23 protein-coding genes and 2 pseudogenes are annotated in these 23,420 nt (G+C 69.9%); 10 read left to right on the top strand and 15 right to left on the bottom strand.

Annotation, left to right across the window (positions count from 1 at the left end; genetic code table 11):
• Positions 1 to 5: 5 nt before the first annotated feature.
• On the bottom strand, positions 6 to 1,730 hold the full coding sequence (locus tag ACH45E_RS15600; RefSeq protein ID WP_361438671.1) for a phospholipid carrier-dependent glycosyltransferase: 1,725 nt from the start codon (positions 1,728 to 1,730) through the stop codon (positions 6 to 8).
• A 193-nt stretch (positions 1,731 to 1,923) separates the two neighbouring features.
• Between ACH45E_RS15600 and ACH45E_RS15605 the strand changes: the two genes are divergently transcribed.
• Positions 1,924 to 3,078, top strand: coding sequence for a glycoside hydrolase family 3 N-terminal domain-containing protein (locus tag ACH45E_RS15605; RefSeq protein WP_361438669.1), 1,155 nt, complete (start codon positions 1,924 to 1,926; stop codon positions 3,076 to 3,078).
• A 7-nt stretch (positions 3,079 to 3,085) separates the two neighbouring features.
• On the opposite strand, the gene ACH45E_RS15610 is transcribed toward ACH45E_RS15605, so the two are convergent.
• Positions 3,086 to 4,207 (bottom strand): Gfo/Idh/MocA family oxidoreductase, encoded by a 1,122-nt coding sequence (locus ACH45E_RS15610; protein WP_361438667.1) that lies wholly within the window; start codon positions 4,205 to 4,207, stop codon positions 3,086 to 3,088.
• Positions 4,204 to 5,232: an aldo/keto reductase gene (locus ACH45E_RS15615; protein WP_361438665.1), complete on the bottom strand. Its 1,029-nt coding sequence runs from the start codon at positions 5,230 to 5,232 to the stop codon at positions 4,204 to 4,206. The genes ACH45E_RS15610 and ACH45E_RS15615 overlap by 4 nt, the downstream gene beginning before the upstream one ends.
• A gap of 116 nt (positions 5,233 to 5,348) precedes the next feature.
• On the opposite strand from ACH45E_RS15615, the gene ACH45E_RS15620 reads away from it, so the two are divergent.
• Entirely contained in the window at positions 5,349 to 5,780 is a 432-nt protein-coding gene (locus ACH45E_RS15620) for a MarR family winged helix-turn-helix transcriptional regulator (RefSeq protein ID WP_361438663.1), read from the top strand.
• Positions 5,781 to 5,827: 47 nt separating this feature from the next.
• Positions 5,828 to 6,454, top strand: a complete 627-nt coding sequence (locus ACH45E_RS15625) for an ATP-binding protein (RefSeq protein WP_361438661.1) — start codon at positions 5,828 to 5,830, stop codon at positions 6,452 to 6,454.
• Positions 6,455 to 6,480: 26 nt separating this feature from the next.
• On the opposite strand, the pseudogene ACH45E_RS15630 reads toward ACH45E_RS15625, so the two are convergent.
• Positions 6,481 to 6,804, bottom strand: a pseudogene (locus tag ACH45E_RS15630) (RNA polymerase subunit sigma-70); the annotation flags it as partial.
• A gap of 26 nt (positions 6,805 to 6,830) precedes the next feature.
• A pseudogene (locus ACH45E_RS15635) lies at positions 6,831 to 6,974 on the bottom strand (alpha/beta hydrolase); the annotation flags it as partial.
• Between the two features lie 115 nt (positions 6,975 to 7,089).
• On the opposite strand from ACH45E_RS15635, the gene ACH45E_RS15640 reads away from it, so the two are divergent.
• A complete protein-coding gene (locus tag ACH45E_RS15640) occupies positions 7,090 to 7,686 on the top strand; it encodes a hypothetical protein (protein WP_361438659.1) in 597 nt (198 codons plus the stop codon).
• Between the two features lie 95 nt (positions 7,687 to 7,781).
• Here ACH45E_RS15640 and gap read toward each other — a convergent pair whose 3' ends face one another.
• The 3 genes from gap to ACH45E_RS15655 all read right to left on the bottom strand — a co-directional run bounded on the left by gap (position 7,782) and on the right by ACH45E_RS15655 (position 10,508).
• Positions 7,782 to 8,780, bottom strand: a complete 999-nt coding sequence (gap, locus tag ACH45E_RS15645) for a type I glyceraldehyde-3-phosphate dehydrogenase (RefSeq protein WP_361438657.1) — start codon at positions 8,778 to 8,780, stop codon at positions 7,782 to 7,784.
• Between the two features lie 107 nt (positions 8,781 to 8,887).
• The gene (locus ACH45E_RS15650; RefSeq protein ID WP_361438655.1) at positions 8,888 to 9,844 is read right to left on the bottom strand and encodes a helix-turn-helix domain-containing protein; all 957 of its coding nucleotides are present in this window, start codon (positions 9,842 to 9,844) and stop codon (positions 8,888 to 8,890) included.
• A gap of 163 nt (positions 9,845 to 10,007) precedes the next feature.
• Positions 10,008 to 10,508 carry a GNAT family N-acetyltransferase gene (locus ACH45E_RS15655; RefSeq protein WP_361438653.1) on the bottom strand — a complete coding sequence of 167 codons (501 nt, stop codon included), beginning with the start codon at positions 10,506 to 10,508 and terminating at the stop codon, positions 10,008 to 10,010.
• Between the two features lie 77 nt (positions 10,509 to 10,585).
• On the opposite strand from ACH45E_RS15655, the gene ACH45E_RS15660 reads away from it, so the two are divergent.
• A complete protein-coding gene (locus ACH45E_RS15660) occupies positions 10,586 to 11,113 on the top strand; it encodes an NUDIX domain-containing protein (RefSeq protein ID WP_361438651.1) in 528 nt (175 codons plus the stop codon).
• Here the strand turns inward: ACH45E_RS15660 and ACH45E_RS15665 are convergent.
• Complete coding sequence (locus tag ACH45E_RS15665) at positions 11,066 to 11,881, bottom strand: helix-turn-helix transcriptional regulator (protein ID WP_361438649.1); 816 nt, start codon at positions 11,879 to 11,881, stop codon at positions 11,066 to 11,068. The genes ACH45E_RS15660 and ACH45E_RS15665 overlap by 48 nt on opposite strands.
• Before the next feature lie 72 nt (positions 11,882 to 11,953).
• Between ACH45E_RS15665 and ACH45E_RS15670 the strand changes: the two genes are divergently transcribed.
• Positions 11,954 to 12,670 carry an SDR family oxidoreductase gene (locus ACH45E_RS15670; RefSeq protein ID WP_361438647.1) on the top strand — a complete coding sequence of 239 codons (717 nt, stop codon included), beginning with the start codon at positions 11,954 to 11,956 and terminating at the stop codon, positions 12,668 to 12,670.
• A gap of 187 nt (positions 12,671 to 12,857) precedes the next feature.
• On the opposite strand, the gene ACH45E_RS15675 is transcribed toward ACH45E_RS15670, so the two are convergent.
• From ACH45E_RS15675 to ACH45E_RS15690, 4 genes are all read right to left on the bottom strand, one after another.
• On the bottom strand, positions 12,858 to 13,232 hold the full coding sequence (locus ACH45E_RS15675; RefSeq protein WP_361438645.1) for a hypothetical protein: 375 nt from the start codon (positions 13,230 to 13,232) through the stop codon (positions 12,858 to 12,860).
• A 98-nt stretch (positions 13,233 to 13,330) separates the two neighbouring features.
• Positions 13,331 to 13,924, bottom strand: a complete 594-nt coding sequence (locus ACH45E_RS15680) for a hypothetical protein (RefSeq protein WP_361438643.1) — start codon at positions 13,922 to 13,924, stop codon at positions 13,331 to 13,333.
• A 236-nt stretch (positions 13,925 to 14,160) separates the two neighbouring features.
• A complete protein-coding gene (locus tag ACH45E_RS15685; RefSeq protein WP_361438641.1) occupies positions 14,161 to 14,403 on the bottom strand; it encodes a hypothetical protein in 243 nt (80 codons plus the stop codon).
• Between the two features lie 143 nt (positions 14,404 to 14,546).
• A complete protein-coding gene (locus ACH45E_RS15690) occupies positions 14,547 to 14,960 on the bottom strand; it encodes a DUF4345 domain-containing protein (RefSeq protein ID WP_361438639.1) in 414 nt (137 codons plus the stop codon).
• A 92-nt stretch (positions 14,961 to 15,052) separates the two neighbouring features.
• Between ACH45E_RS15690 and ACH45E_RS15695 the strand changes: the two genes are divergently transcribed.
• From ACH45E_RS15695 to pntB, 3 genes are all read left to right on the top strand, one after another.
• Positions 15,053 to 15,646, top strand: a complete 594-nt coding sequence (locus ACH45E_RS15695) for a helix-turn-helix domain-containing protein (protein ID WP_361438637.1) — start codon at positions 15,053 to 15,055, stop codon at positions 15,644 to 15,646.
• A 158-nt stretch (positions 15,647 to 15,804) separates the two neighbouring features.
• Positions 15,805 to 17,367: a Re/Si-specific NAD(P)(+) transhydrogenase subunit alpha gene (locus ACH45E_RS15700; RefSeq protein ID WP_361438635.1), complete on the top strand. Its 1,563-nt coding sequence runs from the start codon at positions 15,805 to 15,807 to the stop codon at positions 17,365 to 17,367.
• A gap of 6 nt (positions 17,368 to 17,373) precedes the next feature.
• Positions 17,374 to 18,840: a Re/Si-specific NAD(P)(+) transhydrogenase subunit beta gene (gene pntB, locus ACH45E_RS15705; protein WP_361438633.1), complete on the top strand. Its 1,467-nt coding sequence runs from the start codon at positions 17,374 to 17,376 to the stop codon at positions 18,838 to 18,840.
• Positions 18,841 to 18,994: 154 nt separating this feature from the next.
• Here pntB and ACH45E_RS15710 read toward each other — a convergent pair whose 3' ends face one another.
• Positions 18,995 to 21,310: an MMPL family transporter gene (locus ACH45E_RS15710; RefSeq protein ID WP_361438631.1), complete on the bottom strand. Its 2,316-nt coding sequence runs from the start codon at positions 21,308 to 21,310 to the stop codon at positions 18,995 to 18,997.
• A gap of 170 nt (positions 21,311 to 21,480) precedes the next feature.
• Between ACH45E_RS15710 and ACH45E_RS15715 the strand changes: the two genes are divergently transcribed.
• Positions 21,481 to 22,119, top strand: coding sequence for a TetR/AcrR family transcriptional regulator (locus tag ACH45E_RS15715; protein WP_361438629.1), 639 nt, complete (start codon positions 21,481 to 21,483; stop codon positions 22,117 to 22,119).
• Positions 22,120 to 22,160: 41 nt separating this feature from the next.
• On the opposite strand, the gene ACH45E_RS15720 is transcribed toward ACH45E_RS15715, so the two are convergent.
• The gene (locus tag ACH45E_RS15720; protein ID WP_361438627.1) at positions 22,161 to 23,183 is read right to left on the bottom strand and encodes a LuxR C-terminal-related transcriptional regulator; all 1,023 of its coding nucleotides are present in this window, start codon (positions 23,181 to 23,183) and stop codon (positions 22,161 to 22,163) included.
• Between the last annotated feature and the right edge of the window lie 237 nt (positions 23,184 to 23,420).

Consider the following 23,420-nt stretch of genomic DNA (forward strand, 5'->3'; position numbering starts at 1 on the left):
GTGTCTCAGATCCAGGTGTCAAGCCACATCCTGGCGTGCCAGTCGGCATACGGGATCGTGCGCCCGGTGTAGATCGGAAAGAAATAGATGAAGTTCCAGGCGATGAGCAGAACAACCACGCCTGCGGCCACCGTTCCCCCGGTACGGCGTCTGCCGGTTGCGCCCGGCGGACCCGGCAGGGCTCCGAGCATCATCGTCACGGCCAGGCACAGGTACGGCACGAAGACGACCGCGTAGAAGGAGAAGATCGTACGGTCCTGGTAGAGGAACCAGGGCAGATAACCGGCACCCACCGCACCCAGGATGGCGCCGGCGCGCCAGTCCCGGCGCAGCGCCCAGCGGTAGAGCAGGTACACGAGGGCGCAGCATGCCGACCACCAAAGGAGCGGTGTGCCGAGGGCGAGGACCGTCTGCGTGCAGTTGACCGCGGTGTGGCAGCCGTCCTGTCCGGGTTCCGGCGACTGGTAGTGGAACAGCACGGGGCGGCCCATGACCAGCCAACTCCAGGGGTTGGACTGGTAGTTGTGCGGGGTGTGCAGACCCACATTGAACTGGTAGACCCCGTACTCGTAGTGCCACAGGCTGCGCAGCGGAGCGGGAATCCATGACCAGGTGCCGCCGCGGCTGTCGGCCCAGTGGCGTCCGTAGCCGTCGTCGGACAGGAACCAGCCGGTCCATGTCGCCAGATAGGTCGCCCCGGCGACCGGAACCAGGGACAGGAACGACCAGCCGAGGTCCTTGCGCAGCACCGCCCGGTACGGGCGGCGCGCCCCGGCGACGCGGCGGGCGCCGACGTCCCACAGCACCGTCAGGGCCACGAAGAAGGCCAGGACATACAGACCGTTCCATTTGGTGGAAGCCGCAAGTCCCAGGAAGAGGCCGGCGGCGAGCCGCCAGGGACGCACCCCCGTCCCGGCATGGTCACCGGTGCGCGCGTCCGGGCCCGCACGGCCGTCCACACCGACCGGCAGGGCCGAGGCGAGCCGGGCTCGTGCGTGGTCCCGGTCGATCAGCAGGCATCCGAAGGCCGCCAGGACGAAGAACATGACGACGAGGTCCAGCAGCGCGGTACGGCTCATCACCACGTGCAGACCGTCCACCGCCAGCAACGCGCCGGCCAGGCAGCCCAGCAGCGCCGAACGGAGCAGGCGGCGTCCTATTCGGCACAGCATCAGCACCGACAGGGTGCCCAGCGCCGCCGTCATGAGGCGCCAGCCGAACGGGGTCAGGCCGAACATCCACTCACCGAGGGCGATCACCCACTTGCCCGTCGGCGGGTGCGCGACGAAGGCCCCGGCGTCGGAGAGCGGGATCACCTGGGGGTGGGCGAGTATCTGCGGGTCGGCGATCTTACGGTCCGGCCAGGTGCCCTCGTAGCCGAGATGCAGCAGGGACCAGGCGTCCTTGGCGTAGTAGGTCTCGTCGAAGACGACGTCCCGCGGCCGGCCGAGGTGCCAGAAGCGGATCACTCCGGCCAGGACGGCGACGAGTACCGGCCCCACCCATTCCATCGCCTTCGCGACGCGGTACGCCCGAGCCGGATCGAGACCCGCGAGCTCCCACAGACGCGCCGACGGCCTCGGAAAGGGCGGAACGAGACGCTCGCGGATGTCGGTTCCCGGGCGTGCCATGTATCCGAACCGGCGAAGGCGTTCCTGCCAGTCCTCGGGCGCCGTTGTCGGGCGGGCGCCGTCCAGGACAGGGGAGCGGGTCGCGTTGCTACTCGTCACCGGACAACCTTAGTCAGTCGAGGCCCGTGTGGTGAGGCGGCCGGTTCTTCGTCTGCGGAGGCGAACGCCGCCAGACGGATGTACGTTGAGGGGTACTGGCTGCGTGACCGCCGTCTGGAAGGGGCTCCGCATGACGTCGCGGCAGGCACCATCCCATGGCCCCAGAGGGAATCGGGCAGCCTGGCCTGTCCCGTTGCTGACGCTTTCGCTGGCGGCCGCGGCCCTGGGCGGCGCTTACACCTCGCACGCCGCGGGCGTACCCCAAGCACCCGCCCCGGCGCATGGCAGCGCGACCGCGACCTGCGTCGACAAGGTCTTCGGGGCGATGACAGGGCCGCAACGAGTGGGTCAGCTCTTCATGGGTGCCGTCGCCGCCTCGAATCCCGACCAGGCGCGGATCCAGGTTCTGCGCCAGTACCACGTCGGATCAGTCTTCCTGGCGGGACGGGGTACGGCGGGTACGAAGGCGACCAGGACCCTGGTCGACGGTCTTCAGGCGAAGGCGGACACCGTGTCGGGGCATCGCGTGGGCCTGCTGGTGTCCACCGACCAGGAGGGCGGCAAGGTGCAAGTGCTGTCCGGCCCTGGGTTCTCGACCATACCGAGTGCACTGGTGCAGGGCAGCTGGTCGACCTCGAAGCTGCGTAACGAGGCCGCCCTGTGGGCGAATCAGCTCAAGGCGGCCGGGGTGAATCTGAACCTCGCGCCCGTCGCCGATGTCGTCCCGGCCAGTCTGGGCAGGAACAACGGTCCGATCGGCCGGTACGACCGCGAGTTCGGCCACACAGCCGCGACGGTGACCCCCCACAGCAACGCGTTCGCGGCAGGCTTCGCCCAGTCCAATGTACTGGCCACGCTCAAGCACTTCCCGGGACTCGGCTACGTCCGCGGCAACACCGATACCACGGCGAACGTGGTGGACTCCGTGACGACCAGCAGCAGTTCGAGCATCATCCCGTTCAGCTCGGGGATCAAGGCGGGCGCGCCCTTCGTGATGGTCTCCCTGGCCACGTACAGCAGGATCGACCCGAAGCACCAGGCCGTCTTCTCGTCAACGGTGATCCAGGGCCTGCTCCGCAAGACCCTCGGCTTCAAGGGCGTGGTGATCTCGGACGACCTCGGTAACGCGGTGGCGGTGAAGGCCGTTTCCCCCGCCAACCGCGCCGTGAACTTCCTTTCGTCCGGCGGAGACCTGGTCCTGACCGTCGAACCGAACCTGGTCCCGGCCATGGCCAATGCCGTACAGAACCGGATGGCGCAGAACGCGGCCTTCCGTACGCAGGTCGACCAGAGTGTCCATCGCATCCTGACCGCCAAGCAGCAGGCGGGCTTGCTGTCCTGCGGCTGACATCCCGTCAGGCTGTCGTCAGGGCCGATTCGATGCCGCGGTGCCGGGCGGCGCCGTGGGCGAAGTCGGGTACCGCTGACGTGTTCTGGCGCAGGTCGTCCAGGAACTGCTGGTAGGCATGAGCAACCGCGTAGGCGGGCGCGTCGGTTCGGGGGTTCAGTTCGGGGACGCGAACGTATGATTCCGGCACCGCCAGGGGAGCGAGTCCGGTGGACGTTCCACGGCCGCCTTCGAGGGTGACCGGGCTGAGCTGGAGATGACCGGTCGGGGCGGTGAGGACGAGGTCGCCCTCGGTACCGTTGATCTCCCAGCGGAAGTTGGTGCCCCGGGACATGCCACCGCGGTAATGGAAGGTGACCACCGCGCCGCCCGGCAGCCGTCCGGAGGCCGTCACCTGGTCCGCGGCGGTCATGGGCACGGACTGGCCGCTCTCGGTGTCCAGGGCCGACGTACGCCGTGACGCCAGTCGGATGCGCAGCTCCTCGGGCTCTCCCAGGACGGACGCGAGGCCGTCGAGGGTGTGGCTGAAGGGAATGGTCAGCAGCGTCGCGCCGTTGGCGGCGTCGAGCACGTAGTGATCGCGGGGACCGACGGTGGCGCCCCAGGCGCCGCCGGAGCCGACGACCGTCGTGGACAGCACCTCCCCGACGTAGCCGTCGGCCACGAGATGGCGTACGTGGGCGAGGGCCGGGTGCGACCGCGCCTGGAGTCCGACGACGGTCGGCACGGCGTGGCGGTGCGCCTGCAGCGCCATCTCCTCGGCCTCCGCGAGCCCGTTGCCCAGCGGCCACTCGCACAGCACGCTCTTGCCTGCGCTCAGCGCCGTCCGCACCAGTTCCCGGTGGTGCGGCACCTTCACCGCTACGACCACGAGGTCCACCTCGTCGCAGGCGGCCAGCTCGGCCGCCGTCCCGAAGGCGCGGGACACACCGTGCAGCTGTCCGGAGTGCTTCGCCGACTGCTTCGAGCTCGCGCTCAGGGCCCTCAGCTCGTAACCCGGTACGGCGCGCAGGGCCGGCAGGTGCGAGCGCTCGGCCCAACTCCCGTGCGCCCCCAGCCCGATGATCCCTACTCCGATCGGCTTCTCGGACCGGGCCAGCTCGGCAAGCAATGACTTGGATGCGTTCATGATTCGGAGACCTCTCCTTGTCCGGATGGCTCGCTGTCCAACAGGGCCATGAGGGGTGCGGCGTACCGGGTTCCGGCCACCGCGTCGGCCGGTACGGCCTCGCCGATCATGCGGAGGTCCGTGTCGCTCAGGTCGAGGTCGGCTGCGGCCAGGGCATCTTCGACGCGGTGCGGTCGGCGGGCGCCGAGGACGGCCACGACGGTGCCGCGCTCGCGGCTCTGGGCGATGACCCATGCGGTGGCGAGTTGCGCGACACTGATGCCGCGCGCTTCGGCGAGCGGCCGCAGCCGGTCGGCGAGGGTGAGGTTCGTGGCGAGGTTGTCGGGGTGGAAGCGGGGCAGCCAGTGGGCGCGCGGGTCACCTTCGGCGGGTTGCCGGTACGTGCCGGTGAGCAGGCCGTGTGCGAGCACCCCGTACGCGGTGACGCCGATCCCCAGCTCGCGGCAGGTGTCCAGGATGCCGTTGGTCTCGGGACCCCGGCTGAACAGCGAGTATTCGATCTGTACATCACAGATCGGATGCACGGCATGGGCGCGGCGGATGGTATCCGGCCCCACTTCGGAGAGCCCGATGTGGCGCACGTACCCGGCCTGGACCAGCTCGGCGACGGCGCCGACCGTGTCCTCGATCGGGGTGTCGGGGTCGAGGCGCGCGGGGCGGTAGATGTCGACGTGGTCGGTGCCGAGGCGGCGCAGCGAGTGGGCGAGCGCGTTCTTGACGTGAGCGGGGCGGCCCTCGATGCCGACGAAGGCTCCGTCGGGGCCGCGCAGACCGCCGAACTTGACGCTCAGGAGCGCCTTTTCACGCCCGCCGTCGCGCAGGGCGCGGCGGATGAGGTCTTCGTTGTGGCCCATGCCGTAGAAGTCGGCGGTGTCGAGGAGGGTGACGCCGGCGTCGAGGGCCGTGCGGATGGTGGCGATGGCGTCCGCCTCGTCGGTGGGCGCGGAGTGGTCGGACATTCCGGCGCAGCCCAGTGCGAGAGGGGCGACCTGCGGGCCGCTGGTTCCTAGGAGTCGGGTCTGCATGATCCTTCGGGGGGTGGGAGAGACGGGCGCGGCCGACAGGGGCGGCTGTCTGAGGCGCAGCCACCTGTCGGAGCTGTTAGCGTTGATATCTCAACACTAGGAAGAGGCGCGTTGACATGTCAACACCAGTGGGTGGAGCAGCCGAATCGGACGAGCCCGTCGACTTCTGGTCCGCCTTCAAGCGCGCCCACGAGATCGTCCGAGCCCGCGTGATCGCGGACACCGCCGAGGCGGCGGGGCTGTCCGAGCCGGACCTGACGATCCTCGTCAACCTCAACAAGGCCGGGGGCGCCCTCCGTCAGAGCGAGCTCGCCGCGTCGCTCGGCTGGGACCGCACACGTATCTCCCACCAGCTCACTCGCATGGCCAAGCGCGGGCTCGTCACCCGTGAACGCGCCGGTGGCGTCACCGTCACCCTCACCGACAGCGGACGCCAGGCGATCACCGCCGTCGGCCCAGGCCTGGACGCCGCGGTCCGCCGACACTTCACCGACAAGCTCTCCGCTCAGGAGATCGAAACGCTGAGCTCTGTGTTCCGCCGGCTGTAGACGGCCCCCGGCAGCGGCTGCGCACGAGCTGACCGGATACTTGCCTGATGGAGATCTCAAGGGGTTCCTGGGTCAACACCACGCACGATTGGTCCAGCGTCGTAGATCTGGACCATCTGGCTTCCGTCCGGCTCGCTCCGGAGGAGTTCGCGCCAAGTGGCCCGTGGCATCTTCTCCTTGAGGTGCTCGCGTACGCCGCTGACGAAGCATCCAGCAGGGGTGGTGGGCGCTGCCTCGTCACTCTCCATCCGGATGGCTCCTTGTCCGTGGCGGATGACGGGCGGGGCACCGATACCCGTACGGACGAGCGCGGCCAGATCGTCAAGAAGCCCGTCATGGCGACAAAGGATCTCCGCTTCTTCGACTTTCCGGACGCGGAACTGCTTCCCGACGGCCATCCACGCCGGGGCATGTCCGTGGTAGCAGCGCTCAGCGAATGGCTCGTCCACACCAACCGTCGTCTCAAGGGAGCCTGGACCCAACGCTATGAGCGCGGCATCCCGGTTACCGGCCTCGAGCCCGCCGAGGCCGACGGCACCACCGGGACACTCGTCCACTTCAGACCGATCGACCCGCTGCGTTCGCTGGGGGTGCCGATGGAGGGCCAGTTGAAGCGGCTGGCCGTGATCTGGCCGGAGCTGGACATTGAGGTGCACCGCCGCTCCAGCGGGTGAATGCGGCGACGGCCTCCGCACGGCCCTCATCGATGGGACGGATGCGGCAGGTCCAGCGATGCGAGTCTGGCCGGGTCGACAACGACCGAGATGCCGGCGATCCGGCCATCGACGACGGTGAAGGCGATGACCGAGAGCGGGGTGCCGTCCTCTCGCCAGGACAAGACGCCGGGAAGGCCGTTGACGAGCACCGCCCGTCCCCGGGCGGCTGCGCCGGCGGACAGTCGCGCGCCGGCGGCGACCTCGGTGGCGCCGAGGGTGACCACCACACCGCCGGGGGTCTCGACGGTCAGCTTCACCTCGGGGTCGAGTACGCGCAGCAACACATCCCGCGAGGCGCGGGAAGCGGCGGTGCGGCGCCGGGCGCGTGGGTATCGGCCTGCGCAGGCAAGCCAGAGCAAAGGGTGCCCGCATCGAGGAGCCAGTCGATGTAGGCGGTCTCATTGCCCTCCAGCACGGTGTCCCCGAAGCCCGGCACGGCGTGGAAGCCGTACCACCACGGAGCGCCGTTGCCGAGGAATCCGGGTTGAGGAAGTGGCTGCGGCGAGGAACCGTACGGAAGGTCAAGACTGCGTCATGTGGCAGCGGCCGCTGAGAGCCCGGTGAGTCACCCGACGTACCAAGGGAGTAAGCAGATGCGACTCCCGACGAAGGGTAACTCCTTGATCCCGCAACGCATCGTCCTCGCCTCGGCCGCAGGGCTGGCGTCCGTGCTTCTGCTGGGGGCGTGCGGCTCCTCGAACGACAACGCGTCCGGCACGAGCGCCGGCAGCGCTGCGCCGGTCGCCACGGCCGCGTCGGATCCCGCGACCTCCGCACCGGTCAGCCCTTCACCGGCTGCCACCACACCGGCCGCCGGCGGCAACTCCGGGAGCGGACACACGGCCACGACCACCATGGTGATGGCCAAGGCGATCAAGGGCACGGGCAGCGTGGTCACCGACGACAAGGGGATGACCCTCTACCGCTACGGCAAAGACCAGGCAACTCCCTCCAAGTGGACGTGTTCCGGTGCGTGCACACGGACCTGGGTGCCCGTCATAGTGGGAGACTCCGTACAGACCTCGGGCGTTGAGAAGGGCCTTCTCGGCACGGTTCACCGCAACGGCGAGAAGCAGCTCACCCTCGCCGGCTGGCCGCTGTACCGGTACGTGGGCGACACAGAGGCCGGCCAGACGAACGGCCAGGGCAAAGACAAGGAGTGGTACGCCGTCACCCCGTCCGGTCAGTAGCAGATCGCCAACCGGGGCGGTCAGCCTTCGACCAGTCGCCCACCGCCGCAGCCCACCGCGTCGACGGCGCGTCCGCACCTCGTGGAACGGGCCGGTCAGCGTGTGGCGAGGAGTTCCAGCGTGTCGATCACGCGGTTGGAGAAGCCCCACTCGTTGTCGTACCAGGCGACCACCTTGACGTGGCGGCCGTCGACACGGGTGAGGGCCGCGTCGAAGATCGACGAGGCGGGGTTGCCGATGATGTCGGACGACACGAGGGGGTCCTCGGAGTACTCGAGGACGCCGGCGAGCCGGCCCTGCGCGGCACCGCGGTACGCGGCCAGCACGTCGTCGCGGGTCACATCGCGGGCGACGGTGGTGTTGAGCTCGACGATCGAGCCGACCGGCACCGGCACGCGGATCGAGTCGCCCGACAGCTTGCCGTCGAGGCCCGGCAGCACGAGACCGATGGCCTTGGCGGCGCCCGTCGTGGTCGGCACGATGTTGACAGCGGCGGCACGGGCGCGGCGGGCGTCGCGGTGCGGACCGTCCTGCAGATTCTGCTCCTGTGTGTAGGCGTGCACCGTGGTCATGAAGCCGTGCTCGATGCCGGCGAGTTCGTCGAGCACCGCGGCCAGCGGGGCCAGCGCGTTGGTCGTGCACGAGGCGTTCGAGACGATCGTGTGCACGGCCGGGTCGTACGCCCCGGTGTTGACCCCGTACGCGAGCGTGACGTCGGCACCGTCGGACGGCGCACTCACGAGGACCTTGGCCGCTCCCGCGTCCAGGTGGGCGCGGGCGGCCTTGGCCGAGGTGAAGCGCCCTGTCGCCTCCAGCACGATGTCGACGCCGAGCTCGGCCCACGGCAGCCGTGCCGGCTCCCGCTCGGCGAGCACCGTGATGCGACGGCCGTCGACGACGAGGGCGTCCCCGTCGACGGTCACCGGACGGCCGAGCCGTCCGGCTGTCGTGTCGTAGGCGAGCAGCCGGGCGAGGGTGGCGGGCTCGGTGAGGTCATTGACGGCGACGATCTCGAAGTCGCTGCCGCGTTCGAGCAGTGCGCGCAGCACGTTGCGTCCGATTCGGCCGAATCCGTTGATGGCGATGCGAGTCATGTGGGGCGTCCTTTCGGTTCGTCACCAGCCTCGCGTGCGGGATGAGACCGCGGCCCTGGCGTGAGCGCCATGGTTCGAAAGGATCCCGCCAGGCGCCCGGCGGCGGGCTACTCGCCCCGGGTGAAGGTGCGCCGGTACTCGCTGGGAGTGGTGCCGAGGATGCGCTGGAAGTGCATCCGCAGATTCGCACCGGTGCCGAGACCGACATCGTTCGCGATCTGCTCGACGCCGCGCTCCGAACGCTCGAGCAGCTCGCGGGCCAGGTCGATACGGGCACGCATGACCCACTGCATCGGCGTGTACCCGGTGTCCTCGACGAAGCGCCGCGAGAACGTGCGCGCTGAGACCGCCGCGTGCTGGGCGAGGGCTTCGAGGCTGAGAGGTTCGCCGAGCCGGCTCAGGGCCCATTCGCGCGTGGCGGCGAACCGTTCACCCAGCGGCTCGGGCACGCTGCGCGGCACGTACTGCGCCTGGCCGCCACTGCGGTACGGGGCCGCGACCAGGCGGCGGGCCGCGTGGTTCGACGCGGCCACCCCGAGGTCGCCGCGCAGGATGTGCAGGCACAGGTCGATGCCCGAGGCGGCGCCGGCCGACGTCAGCACACTGCCCTCGTCGACGAACAGGACGTTCTCGTCGACCTGTACGAGCGGATGCTTCTGTGCGAGGGCCCGTGTGTAATGCCAGTGCGTCGTGGCGCGCTTGCCGTCGAGCAGGCCCGTGCAGGCGAGCGCGAAGGCGCCCGTCGAGATGGCGGCAAGCCGTGCCCCTCGGTCATGTGCGGTGATCAGCGCTTCGACGACGGCCTGTGGCGGGTCGTCGCGGTCCGGGAACCGATAGCCGGGGACGAAGACGACGTCGGCCCACTCAAGTGTGTCGAGGCCGTGGGCGACGTGGTACGCCAGGCCGTCGCCGCCGGTCACGAGCCCGGGCGCCGCGCCGCACACCCGTACCTCGTACGGCATGCTCGCCCGGGTCGTGAACACCTGTGCGGGAATGCCGACATCAAGCGGCTTCGCACCCTCGAGCACCAGGACGGCGACGCGACGCAGGCGGGAGGACGACACGGGGAACAGGGTACGAGGACATGGCCGGGTCTGTCCGTCCTGACTGGCGGCGCTGGGCCCCGTGGCGTTTCGAGGTACGTGGCCCAGGGGGCCGGCTTCTCCCCCACGGAGACATGTGACCTGCTCGACGCTCGAATCGAGCTCGGAAGGCCAGTGCGACCACCTACACCGCGCGCTCCATACACACCAGTTGACTCCGCTCGTCCCACGACTCGGTGACGGTGAAGCCGAGCCGCTCGTACAGGGCGACAGCGCCTGCCCGCCACTGCCACACCGACAGCCGTACCACCCTGGCGCCGCTGTCCGCGGCATGCGCGAGCGCGGCGCTGACCAGGCCGGACGCGATGCCCTGGCCGCGGAACGCCGGAGCCGTCCAGAGCCTCTTGACCTCGCACCGCCCGCCGATGGACGCGGTCACCACCAGGCAGCCCACGGCGGTGTCCCCGCTCAACGCCACCAGCACGACATCGTCGGCGAACGCGGTTCGCGGGTCCAGGACCTCCGCCCGGTAGCGGGTCGGCAACCCGTCCGCATCAGCGACGGCCTCGCCCTTCTCAGCCTGCGTCCGCAGATGGTAAGCCGCCAGCAGTGCGGCCAGCCCGCCCTGATCGGAAGTGCCCTGACCTGTCCAGCGGGCGATGACAACCTCAGGTTGATCAGACATGCCGCCAGCATCACACACGGTACGACCGGAGCGATTCTGTGCCGCCCGGCTGCGACGCCCGGCCTACGCTGTGGGCCATGCCCGCACACAACCAGTCTTTCAGCGTGGACCACAACGTCGAGCTGCCCGTTCCCGTTCCTGGCGAGCTCTGGACCGTCGGTGCTGTCATCCTCAACCACGACGGTGAAGCCTTCGCCCAGAAGCGAAGCCCGAACCGACGCCTTTTCCCTGATACTTGGGACATCGTCGGTGGGCACGTCGAGTCAGGGGAGACCCTCCTTGAGGCTCTCGCGCGAGAGGTCGAAGAAGAGACCGGCTGGCGCCTCCGCCATGTGCGGCTGTTCCTGGGCACCACCACATGGCACGGAGACGACGGCGGCGGACTCCGTCACGAGGCGGACTATCTCGTGGACGTCGAAGGCGACCTCGACCATCCCGATCTGGAATGGTCCAAGCACTCGGCCTTCGGCTGGTTCAGCCCCGACAACCTCGACCGCCTCAAAGAGAACCGTGACCCCGGGGAATTCCTGATCCACGACCTCATCGCACGAGCCGTTTCAGGCCGCCTGCCTGCCCAGCCTCTGCAGGGTCCGGGCGGCGGATGATCCGGGGTCGGCCGTGATCAGGACGACTTCCTGGTCATCCTCGGGTACGAGCAGGACGTCGCAGTTCAACCGCAGCGTGCCGGCTTCCGGGTGGTGGAGGGTCTTGGTGCGGTGCCCGGGAGCGTGGACCGGATGTGTCTGCCAGATCTGCCCGAACTCCTCGCTGCCGGAGTGCAGTTCGGCCAGGAGGGCGGTCAGCCGGGGGTCGTGCGGGTAGCGGTCGGCGGCCCGGCGCAGCCGCGCCACCACGATGTGCCCGAACTCCTCGGCACCGGAGTTCTCGTACATCCGCCCCTGGCCCAGGAAGCGGCGCCGGGCCAGGTTCGTCGTCCCGCGAGCGAGGTCGCCGCCGAACAGTGCCTGGGCCAGGGGGTTCCAGGCGACGACGCCGTATGCCGCGTCAGTGACGATCGCGCCGGTCTCCGGCAGCCGCTCCAGCATCCGGGCGACGTGCGGGCGTACCCGGCGCACCGCGTTGGTGCCGGGCGGCGCGTTCGATCCCGCCAGGCGGTACAGGTGGCCGCGCTCGGCCGGTGTGAGCCGCAGCGCCTGGGCCAGCGCGTCCAGGATCCGGGCCGATGGCCGCGGTCCCCGGGCCTGCTCCAGCCGCGTGTAGTAGTCGACCGACATGTGGGCGAGCTCCGCCACCTCCTCGCGGCGCAGGCCCGGCGTACGGCGGGCGGCGCCCCACGTCGTCAACCCCGCCTCGTGCGGACGCAGGCCCGCCCGACGGTCCCGCAGAAAGCGGGCCAGTTCCTGCCGCGCCATGCCACCTCCGGCCGCTTGCCTGGTACAGACTGTCCCTGGCAGGGCACCCACTGCCGGGGGACCGTAGTTGCCATGAACGATCGCACAGCTTTGGTCACCGGTGCCAACAAGGGCATCGGCAAACACATCGCCCGGCTGCTGGCGGCCGAGGGCTTCACCGTGTACGTGGGCTCCCGCGACCCCGGGCGCGGACAGCGGGTCGTCGAGGAGCTCCATGCCGGCGCCCGGCTGCTGGTCCTCGACGTGACGGATCCCGACGGCATCGCACAAGCCGCGGCTCAGGTGGACCGCCTGGACGTGCTGGTCAACAACGCCGGCATCGCACCGTCACTCGCCCCGCCGGCCGACACCCGCGTCGAGGAATACCGGCGCACGTACGAGACCAACGTGTTCGGGGTGGTGGCGTTGACCAATGCCTTCCTGCCCGCCCTGCGCCGGTCCCCCCACCCGCGCATCGTCAACATCTCCAGTGGCACCGCGTCGCTGACCTGGAGCACAAGTCCCAACCCCCAGTTCGCTCCCGGAAGCGGTGGCGCCGCCGCCTACCGGTCGTCCAAGGCCGCCCTCAACGCCCTCACCGTCCTCTATGCCCAGACGCTGGCCGAGGACGGCTTCAAGGTCAACGCGCTCGCCCCCGGCCTGCGGGCCACCGATCTCAACCCCCGGGCCGCCGCTGCCGGCGGTGACCCGGCCGAGGCCGCCCAGGGAGCCGTCCGTCTCGCACTGCTGCCGGACGACGGTCCCACCGGAGGCTTCTTCTCCTGGGACGGAACGCCCGTGCCCTGGTGAGCGCGCCGAGATCCGGACGCGCTCGGCGGGGCGAGCGTCTGTCAGCCGTTGATCAGTAGGGGGCGACGACACCCGTAGGGGCGACGTTGAAACGGCACGATCAGGGTGTGTCGACGAGCTGGCCAATCACGTTGCCCCGTGGCAAGGTGGGGCGCCGCTCCCGGAGCCATAGCGGGCCCGTCCCCGCCTATACGTCAAGCTCGTTGTCCCGAGAGGTTCTTCCGTACTTGGAGCGGTTGACGAGAAGCAGCGCGGAGCAGACGACGGAGCAGGCCAGCCCCGCGTACAGCAGAGGCGGGGCCCAGAACCACACCTCTTCGGTGCTGTGGCCGCTGGTCCAGTTGCAGGTGATGGACGGAGGGAAGCTGTCCACGTTCACCGATGTCAGGCTGTAGTCCCGGCCGGCATCCAGGTACACGCCCTCGCCGGTCTTGTCCCCGCATACGTCGAGCGGGTTCGTGAAGGCGAGCCCGTAGACGGTTCCGGCCCCATAGGCGGCGATTGCCGCCGCGATCCCGATCACAGCCCAGCGGGCCGGCTGTGAGGGCTTCCTCCTGGTCACCCACCACGCGTACGGGAACGCCCCAACGGCAAGGAGGAGCAAGGTGATCGCGGGCGGGCCGAACAACGTGAACAGAGACACCATGCACCCTGACTCGCCTATCCGGCCCGATACACATCCCGCTCGACGCTCACGATCGTGATGCGCGGGCTAGCGGGAGGCGTGCGGCCGGAGTCCCTCACGGTCAACTCGGTCGGCCACGAGGTGCCGGGATACAGGCCTACGACCTCCGCCGAAGCGCTTGCCGTCGCGTCGAAACCACCCGCCCCCGTGACACGGATACGGAATCGGTAGAAGGCGCGCTCTCTACCGCTGTTGACCACCTTGACGGGGACCGTCAGGACTTCCTTGGCCCGTCTCGGTGTATAGACGGTCACATCTCCTCGCCGGGCGATGGGAGTTCCGAACCTCTCGCTGCCCTCGGCGATGCCGGTACCGGCCGGGGACGGAGTGATGGCCACCCCGGGCGGTGCTGCGGCTCGCCTGCGCTCCTCCTCCGCCTTCCGCCGGGCGACTTCCGTCCTGTCAGGCGCTGCGGTGGCGACGGTCGGCGAGGTCGCGGAAGCAGGCGGCGGGGACGGGACCGCCGCCGCAGCCGCGTCGTTGCCCGCCTGTTCGTGCCCGCACGCAGCGGTCATCGCTCCGGCAACGAGCAGCAGGACGAGGGGCGGTAGGGATACCGGCTTACGCATACGTGTCCCCCGTGGCGCTCGGTGTGTAGTGGTCGCCCGCTCCCGTCCCGCCCGGACGAGACGGGCAGGCAGTTCCCCAACTGCACCGAGAGCAGGCCGTCACTCTAGTCACACGGCCAGCAGCAGACGCAAGAGCATACGAGTGCGCATGGCGAGATAACGATGGATGCCGACCCGTAAGCAGCAGGTGCCGACACGAATCTGACGGGAGGGCTCCCGTCCGCAGTCCAGCCGCCTCATGCCAGCCGTGGCGCCTCCTGGCCGTCCGGTACGAAGCGCCGACTCCGCACAGCTGCCTGCAATTCGGTCTCCGTCACCCCTGCGTGCCAGGCCACCTCGGTCGGACCCGCGGTGACCTGAGCCGGAATCACCGTTTCGTGGACGCCGAGCCAGTACGAGCTGATGGCGCCGTGGCAGAGGAACTTGAACAGGAAACGCACGGGAGCGCTGACCCCGAGTTCCTCGGCCAGTTCTTCCACAGCACCACACCTTCTCAGCTGCCGACCACCGCCGAGGAGGCGGGTCCGCGTCACCGGGCTCTCTCTCGTGGGCCACCAGTTGCTGCACCTCGGCGAGCGGCGGCCCCGCGGCCGGGACGATGTCCCCTCCGGTCGTGGCGCGTTCAACGCCCGGCGGGCACGGTCTCCGCGTCGCTTTGCCAAGCACGTTCCCCCGCGTCGGCCAGCCAGAAGAAGACCGGCGGCAGGCCGAGCTCGATCACCGCCAGTGCGATCTGGAACCACTGGGGCCAGCCGTGAACGGCGAGCGAGATCAGCCGGCCCACGCCACCCAGCAGAAAGACGCCGGCCAGCCACCGCACCGCCGTGGCCGGGACGGGGCGCTGCCGAGCGGCCCAGAGCCAGGCCAGCCCGTAGCCGGTGAAACTGGCCCCCATGAACCGGCCCCAGCTGTCGACCGTCGCACCGGCGGAACCCGCGCCGGGGATCGCCGCGTTGCCGAGCACCACATGAAACACACCGATCGCCACGCAGGACCAGCCCATCAGCTGTGCGAGTACTCGAAGAGCCCTTGCCACGATCCCTCCCAGTCCGCCTCGACGGAGATTTAGTTGACGTGTGTCTACTAGACTGGGCGCGCCAGTAGACACATGTCAAGTAATCTGCGTCCATGCCTCCCCGCCAGCGACTCAGCCCCACCGATCGCCGCGCCCAACTCCTGGCCGTCGGGGCGCGGCTCTTCGCCGCTCGCCCGTACGACGACGTGCTGATGGAGGAGGTCGCCAAAGAGGCCGGCGTCTCCCGCGCCCTGCTCTACCGTCACTTCCCCAGCAAGCACGCCCTCTTCGCAGCCGTCTACCAGCAGGCGGCGGACCAACTGCTCGCCGAAACCCGGCTCGACCCCGCCGACTCCCTGGTGGAGCAGCTCATCCAGGGCATGGACGTCCATCTCGACTACTTCATGGCCAACCGCAACGCCGTCCTCGCCGCGAACCGGGTTCTCGCGGGCGACCCGGTGATTCAGTCGATCATGACCAACGAACTGGACGCACTCCGTATCCGGCTGCTGGCCGTACTCCCACTCGCGGGCGAAAGCACCCGCGAGGCCGTGTCCTCCGTCCTGAAAAGCTGGCTGGTCTTCGTCCAGGTCCTCTGCGTCGACTGGCTCACCCAGGAGACCTGCACCCGCACCCAGCTCCGCGACACCTGCATCGGCGCACTGCTCGGCGCCCTCCGGCCACTGCTCGCCGAAGACCCCGAGTGAAATTCATCGGGGCCGTATGTGTCGGGTCGGGCGACTCTGACGGGTAGGTTTCCTGCGGCTCGCGTCCATGGGAACGATTTCTGTGGGCGCTCTTCGAACGTGGGCGCTCTTTGAACGCGGATACCCGTCACCCCTCCTACCGGGAGAGAACACGAGATATGTCTGCACAAGAATCTGCGCAACACCCACCCCAGCGCATCGGCGTCGTGGTCGAGTCCGTTTCCGCAGAGACCCGTGTCGCGGCGACGCCGACAACGGTGCGTCAACTGCTCGCCCTGGGTTACGAGGTGGTGGTGGAGTCCGGGGCCGGCGCGGCCTCCGGCTTCAGCGACCAGGCCTACCTCGATACCGGTGCCGAGATCGGCCAGGCCTGGAACGCGGATGTCGTCCTGAAAGTGAACCCTCCCTCCGACACGGAGATCACCCGGCTGCGGGAAGGCGCGACCGTGGTCGCCCTGCTGGCCCCGGCGCAAAAGCCCGAGCTGCTGCAGGCGCTGGCGGCTGCCGGGGCGACCGCGCTGGCGCTGGACGCGGTGCCACGTATCTCGCGGGCCCAGTCGATGGACGTGCTGTCGTCGATGGCGAACATCGCCGGGTACCGGGCGGTCGTCGAGGCCGCGCACGCCTTCGGCCGGTTCTTCACCGGCCAGGTCACCGCGGCGGGCAAGGTGCCCCCGGCGAAGGTGCTGGTCGCCGGTGTGGGCGTGGCCGGGCTGGCGGCGATCGGTGCCGCCTCCAGCCTCGGTGCGATCGTGCGGGCCACCGACCCGCGGCCCGAGGTCGCGGACCAGGTGAAGTCGCTGGGCGGCGAGTACCTCCCGGTGGACGTCGCCCAGGAGCGGAGCACCGACGGCTACGCCAAGGCGACCTCCGCCGACTATGACCGTGCCGCCGCCGAGCTCTACCACCGGCAGGCCGAGGACGTGGACATCGTGATCACCACCGCGCTGATCCCGGGCCGCCCGGCGCCGCGCCTGCTGTCCGCCGAGGACGTGGCCGTCATGCAGCCGGGCAGTGTCATCGTCGACATGGCCGCGGCCCAGGGCGGCAACGTCGAGGGAACGGTGCCGGGGCGCGCGGTGGTCACGGACAACGGGGTCACCATCATCGGCTACACCGACCTCGCCGCCCGGCTGCCCGCCCAGGCCTCGCAGCTCTTCGGCACCAACCTGGCGAACCTTCTGAAACTGCTCACACCCGGCAAGGACGGGCAGCTGACGATCGACTTCGACGACGCCGTGCAGCGGGCCGTGACCGTGGTGCGGAACGGCGACGTCACCTGGCCGCCGCCACCGGTGGCGGTGTCGGCCGCGCCCACCGAGCCGCCGGAGACCGTGCCCGCCTCGCCCGAACCCGACCCGAGGCAACCGAAACTGACGCCCGCGCGGCGCTACGGCCTGATCGCGATCGGCATGCTCGCCATGTTTCTGCTGGTGGCCTTCGCACCCGCTCAACTCGCCGGAAACTTCACCGTGTTCGCCCTGGCGGTCGTGATCGGCTACTACGTCATCGGCAAGGTGCACCACGCGCTGCACACGCCTCTGATGTCGGTGACCAACGCGATCTCCGGGATCGTCGTGATCGGTGCCCTGCTGCAGATCGGGCACGAGAGCCGGATCGTCACCGCGCTGTCCTTCGTGGCGATCCTGCTGACGAGCGTGAACATCTTCGGAGGTTTCGCCGTCACCCGCCGCATGCTGTCCATGTTCTCGAAAGGCTGAGCCGAGATGACCTCACTGACGGCCTCCCACGCTGCCGACCTGGTCGCCGCCCTGTTGTTCATCCTCAGCCTGGCCGGCCTGTCCCAGCACCGCACCTCCCGCGTCGGCGTCGTCTACGGCATCGCCGGCATGGTCCTCGCGCTGGTCGCCACGGTCGTGGCGGCGGCGCAGAACATCACCGCCGAAGCGGTGGCCCTGATCCTGCTGGCGATGGCGCTCGGCGCGGTGATCGGTCTGTGGCGGGCCCGCCGGGTCGAGATGACGCAGATGCCCGAGCTGATCGCGGTGCTGCACAGCTTCGTCGGCCTCGCCGCGGTGCTGGTGGGCTGGAACAGCTACCTGGAAGTGGAAGCGCACGGCACGGCGCAGACCCGGATCGGCGCCGACCTGCTGGGCATCCACCACGCCGAGGTCTTCATCGGCGTCTTCATCGGCGCGGTCACCTTCACCGGCTCGATCGTCGCGTTCCTGAAGCTCTCGGCGCGCATCAAGTCCCGTCCGCTCACACTGCCGGGCAAGAACGCGCTGAACCTCGGCGCGCTCGGTGCCTTCGTGGTACTGACCGTCTGGTTCACGATCAGCCCGAACCAGGCCCTGATGATCACGGTGACCGTGCTGGCGCTGGCGCTCGGCTGGCACCTGGTCGCCGCGATCGGCGGCGGCGACATGCCCGTGGTCGTCTCCATGCTGAACAGCTACTCGGGCTGGGCGGCGGCCGCGGCCGGCTTCCTGCTCGACAACAACCTGCTCATCGTCACAGGGGCGTTGGTGGGCTCCTCCGGTGCCTACCTGTCGTACATCATGTGCAAGGCGATGAACCGGTCCTTCCTCTCCGTCATCGCGGGCGGTTTCGGCATCGAGGCGCCCTCCGGCCGCGAGGAGGAACAGGGCGAGCATCGAGAAGTGCGGGCCGCGGAGACGGCCGAGATGCTCGCCCGGGCCCGCTCGGTGATCATCACTCCCGGTTACGGGATGGCCGTCGCCCAGGCCCAGCACCCCGTGGCGGAGCTGACGCGGCGGCTGCGCGAGCGGGGCGTCGAGGTCCGCTTCGGCGTCCACCCCGTCGCCGGGCGCCTGCCCGGGCACATGAACGTCCTGCTGGCCGAGGCGAAGGTCCCCTACGACATCGTCCTGGAGATGGACGAGATCAACGACGATTTCGCCGACACCTCGGTCGTGCTGGTCATCGGCGCGAACGACACCGTCAACCCGGCCGCGACCGATGACCCGGCCAGTCCGATCGCCGGCATGCCGGTGCTGCGGGTCTGGGAGGCGGACCAGGTCGTCGTCTTCAAGCGCTCCATGGCCTCCGGCTACGCGGGCGTGCAGAACCCGCTCTTCTTCCGTGAGAACAGCAGCATGTTGTTCGGCGATGCCAAGCAGAGCGTCGAGGAGATCCTGCGCGCGCTCGGCACCCATGACGGTCATGAGGCGACCCGAACCACCCGCCAGGCGACGGCGGCCGGCCGGTGATCTGGGCCTGAGTTCGTTCACCGTCCCGCCACCGGTTTCCCGGGCCGGCCCGGTGGTTCAGCGGTGGCGGCTCGGCCGGTTGCGATGTCCCCCGGAGCGGGGTGCAACCGGCTGGGCCGCCCATGCCGCCTTACTGGCTCACTGGCTCACTGGCTCACTGGACGATCGAATCGGGCCCGGGGATCCGCTGCGCGAGCTTGTCGCCCTCGACGTCGAGGTCGGGCAGCAGCCGGTCCAGCCAGGCGGGCATCCACCAGGCCCTTTCCTGAGCGAGCGCCATGGTGGCCGGGATGAGTGTCATACGGACGACGAAGGCGTCGATGAGGATTCCTGCGGCCAGCGCGAAGCCCGCCTGCTTGATCATGGGCTGGGCGTTGAAGATGAACCCGGCGAAGACGGAGACCATGATGGTGGCCGCCGCCAGGACGACGGAGCTCGCGCGTGCGAAGCCGGTGACGGTGGCACTCCGCGCGGTCGCGCCGTGGACATGCGCTTCGCGTATGGAGGTCACCAGGAACATCTGGTAATCCATGGCGAGCCCGTACAGGACGCCGGTGACGATGATGGGCAGCAGGCTCACGACCGGTGCGGTGGCGTCGAGCCCGATCAGGCCCTGCAGCCAACCCCATTGGAACACGGCCGTGGTGAGGCCGAAGGTGGCGGCGATGCTCAGCAGGAAGCCGAGGGTGGCCATCACGGGGACCATCAGGGAGCGGAAGACCAGGAGCAGGACGATCAGGGAGAGTCCCAGGACAGTCGCCAGGTAGACGGGCAGGGCGTCGGCGAGCCGGTCGGAGACGTCGATGGCGAGGGCGGTGAAGCCGGTGACGCCGATGACGGCACCGTGGGCTTCGGAGATCTTCGCGCTCTTGTTCCGTACCGCCGTCACGAGGTCCTTGGTCGCGTCGTCGTTCGGGCCGCTGCCGGGGACGAGGCTGAGGATGGCTGTGGTGCCGGCGCTGTTCATCCCGGCCAGCGAGACCGATGTGGCGCCCTTGGTGTTCCGCAGATCCGAGGTCACTGCGGCGAGGGCGGCGGGGGAGAGGGGTGCTCCGCTCGTGGTGGAGCGGACGGCGACCAGGAGAGGACCGTTGTAGCCGGGCCCGTAGGCGTCGCTGACCAGCTCGTAGTTGCGGCGCTGCCCGGTGTCGGGGTTGTAGCTGGCGCCGGAGGGCAGGCCCAGTTTCATGTCGGCGGCAGGCACCGCCAGGACCACGGGGACCAGGACCGCGGCCGCGAGCGCGGCGTACCTGTGGCCCACCAGGCGCGTTCCCCACCGCGTGGCCCGTGCATGGCCGGCCGGCGTCGGGTGCTGCCGTGCCCTGTGCCAGGTCCGGGTGGGGCAGACGCGTTCCTTGACCAGGCCCAGCAGTGCCGGCAGCAGGGTCAGGGCGAGCAGGACGGAGATCGCGATCGTGGCGGCCGCGACGAGGGCCATGGTGGAGAGCAGGGTGATCTGGATGACCAGGAGCCCCGCCAGGGCGATGATGACGGTGCTGCCGGCGAAGAAGACCGCGCTGCCGGCGGTGCCGATGGCGCGGCTGGTCGCTTCGTGTGCGTCCAGGCCGTCGTCCAGGATCAGCCGGCGTTCCCGGTTGACGATGAACAGGGCGTAGTCGATGCCGACGGCCAGTCCCAGCATCAGCGCCAGTACCGCGGCGAGCGAGTGGATCTCGAAGACGGTGGAGAGGGTGAAGGCACCGCCGACTCCGACCGTCACGCCGGCCAGGGCGATGACCAGCGGCAGACCCGCCGCCACGACCGACCCCAGAGTGATCAGGAGGACCACGGCCGCGACGGCTACGCCGACGATCTCTCCGACGCCGATGATCTCGGGGACCTCCATCATCGCCGCCGACGGCAGGACCTCCAGGCCACCGCGTGCGGCTCGTCGCTCGGCGGCCCCGATGGTGCTGTCGACCGTCCCGGAGGGAAGCTCGAAGGTCTGCTCGTCGAACTGGAACTGCATCAACGCCGTCGAGCCGTCGGCCGAGACGAACACCCCCGGCACCGGCTGACCACCCGCCCGCAACGGGACGGGCGGCCGGCCGGAGGCGGGCCGGCCTGCGGCACGTGCCACCGCTGTCTGGGCGCGCAGCAGTGGGCTGCGCTCACCCTTGGCCGCTTCCCGGGCCAGGAGCCCCCGCGCGTCGATGACATGACCGTGGCGGTAGACCGCATCCACCGCTGCCAGCAGGGCGGGCCGACTCCGCTCGCCGTCGATCCGGGCGCCGTCCGGGGCCTTGAAGAGCAGCATGCCCTGGCCGCCGGACGCCTCCGGCAGGGAGGTGGCGAGATCGTCGATGACCTTCTGGGCCGGGGTGCCGTCGATGCGCACCGCGTTGCTGAGCTTGACGGGATTGACCGTCAGCAGCGCCACGACGGACGCCAGTACAGCGAGCCAGCCTCCGATGACGTACCAGGGTTTGCCGTAGGCGAAGCTTCCCAGCCGGTACAGCAGAACGGACACAGATCTCTCCCCATCTCCATCGGCCTGACAGCCGAGATCACACAGCGAAGTGAGAGGGTTCTATCAAAGCGATAGGAGACTATCAATGCGGTAGGGTGCTATCGAACGGGGAGGGGCGACCGCCCTCGTCGCAGGACGGGCAGCACAGGCAGGACAGGGAAGAGTCACGGATGGCAACCACGAAGGGCGGCGCTTCCCGGCGCCGGGTCGATGCCCGCTCGAGCGTGGAGCGCATCGTCGCCGCGGGACGGACCGTGCTGGGCAGGGGCGAAGCCTCTCTGGAGCAGATCGCGGCGGAGGCCGGTGTGGGCATCGCCACGCTCTACCGCCACTTCCCCAACCGGGAGGCCATCGTCCGGGCCGTCCTCGAGGACATCCTCGAGACCGACCTCCTCCCGCTCATCGAGCGTGCCGCCGATGCCGACCACACGCGCCAGGCGCTTCAGGGCATCGCCACACACCTGCTCGACCTGATCACCGAGGAACGGGGGCTGGTCACGTTCGCCGGCAACTTCGCCGACGTAGCGGTGGAAGTCCTCCAGCGCTTCAGCGACTCACTCCACCCGCTTCTGGAGCGCGGGCAGCAGGCCGGTGAGATCCGCTCCGACCTCACCGCCGAGGACATCCCCCGCTTTCTCGTCATGGCCGTCGCGGGCCTGGCACTCCCCGGCACCGCACCCGCGCTGCGCGCCCGCTTCATCGCCCTGCTCTTCGACTCGCTCGACCCCGCCAACGCCACCCCCCTGCCTCCGTCGCGCCCCGGAGAGGACGACCTGCGCACCGCGCTCGGCAGTGTTACGCGCACCTGACTCCACGGTCACCGACCGGTAGAGGTACCGGTGCCGGCCGGTCACCGCTCGACGAAGCGGGCCAGGTCGGCCGGGGCCGGGTGCAGCAGGCCGTCGCGGACCGCCAGGGCCGTGGCCTCGGCGCGGGAGGCGGTGCCGGTCTTGCGCAGCAGGTGCTCCACATGCGTGTGCACGGTCCGCGGCGACAGGAACAGGGCCTCCGCGATGGCCTGGTTGGTCTGTCCCAGGGCCACCCGGGTCAGCACCTCCAGCTCGCGCGGGCTCAGCCCGTACGGCAGCGCGACCGGGGTCTCGACCACCAGCACGGCATCCGCCGCGAACCCCCGTGAGGGCTGCCGCCGGTGCAGGCTGACGCGGTACCACCTGTCTCTCACCGGCCACAGCACCCGCAGCCGCCGGCCGCCGGTGGCGGCGAAGGCCCGCAGCAGCGGCCGGAACCCCTCGTCGCACAGCACCCGGACACGGTCTCGCCCGGGTACGCCGATCACTCCGCCCTCGGTCACCAGGCTCGCCGCGCTGCCCTCGCCCGGCCCCTCCAGGAGGTCGCCGGTGTGCGGCACCGGGTCGGCGAGCGCGCCGAGGGCCGGCATGACGGACGCGAGCAGCCGGCGCGCGTCCGTGTCGTAGGCGTCCGCGCCCTCCGTGGACAGGTGGACGAGGCCGACGAGCCGGCCCCCATGCCGAAGCGCGCCGGTCACTCCGTCCCGGAATCCCGCGGGCCGAACCCGCTCGGCGTAGAACCAGCCCTGCCGGAAGCGGGTGCCCAGATCGTCGTCGGTGTCCTCCGAGATCGACGGCGGCAGCTCCTGTCGTACGACGTTGCGGTACCACGGGGTCGCGACGAACTCGGCGGCCAGCGACTGGGAGCCCTCGGCGGTGTAACCGATGCCCGCCACCTGGACGTGGTCGCCGGTGAGCGGGTCGAGGGTGAGCAGCGTCGCGGCGTCCAGCGGGAGCGCACGGGCGAGTTCGCGCAGTGCCTCGCCGCAGGCCGACGCGGCATCGCGTTCGCGGGTGAGCATGCCGATGCGGGTGGCCGCCGCGATGTGGTGGTGGCTGAGCATGCGAGCCTCCGGGGCACGGGACGACCGAATCTCGTTTGGGTCCCAACGATATGGGGAGCGTGCCCCACCGGCAAGATGTCCACGGCTCCGTGACCGGACCGGACCGGACCGGACCCGCGGCGCGGCGCCGCCGGACCCGATCGGTACTTCTACGGATGGCGGCATGGTGTCCCTCGGGTCTTTCCTGTCCGGCACACCCCTTGGCAGCACCGGTCGCCCGCGGCTCACGCGGGCCCG

It is taken from the genome of Streptomyces sp. NPDC020299 (assembly GCF_044387825.1).
GTDB lineage: Bacteria > Actinomycetota > Actinomycetes > Streptomycetales > Streptomycetaceae > Streptomyces.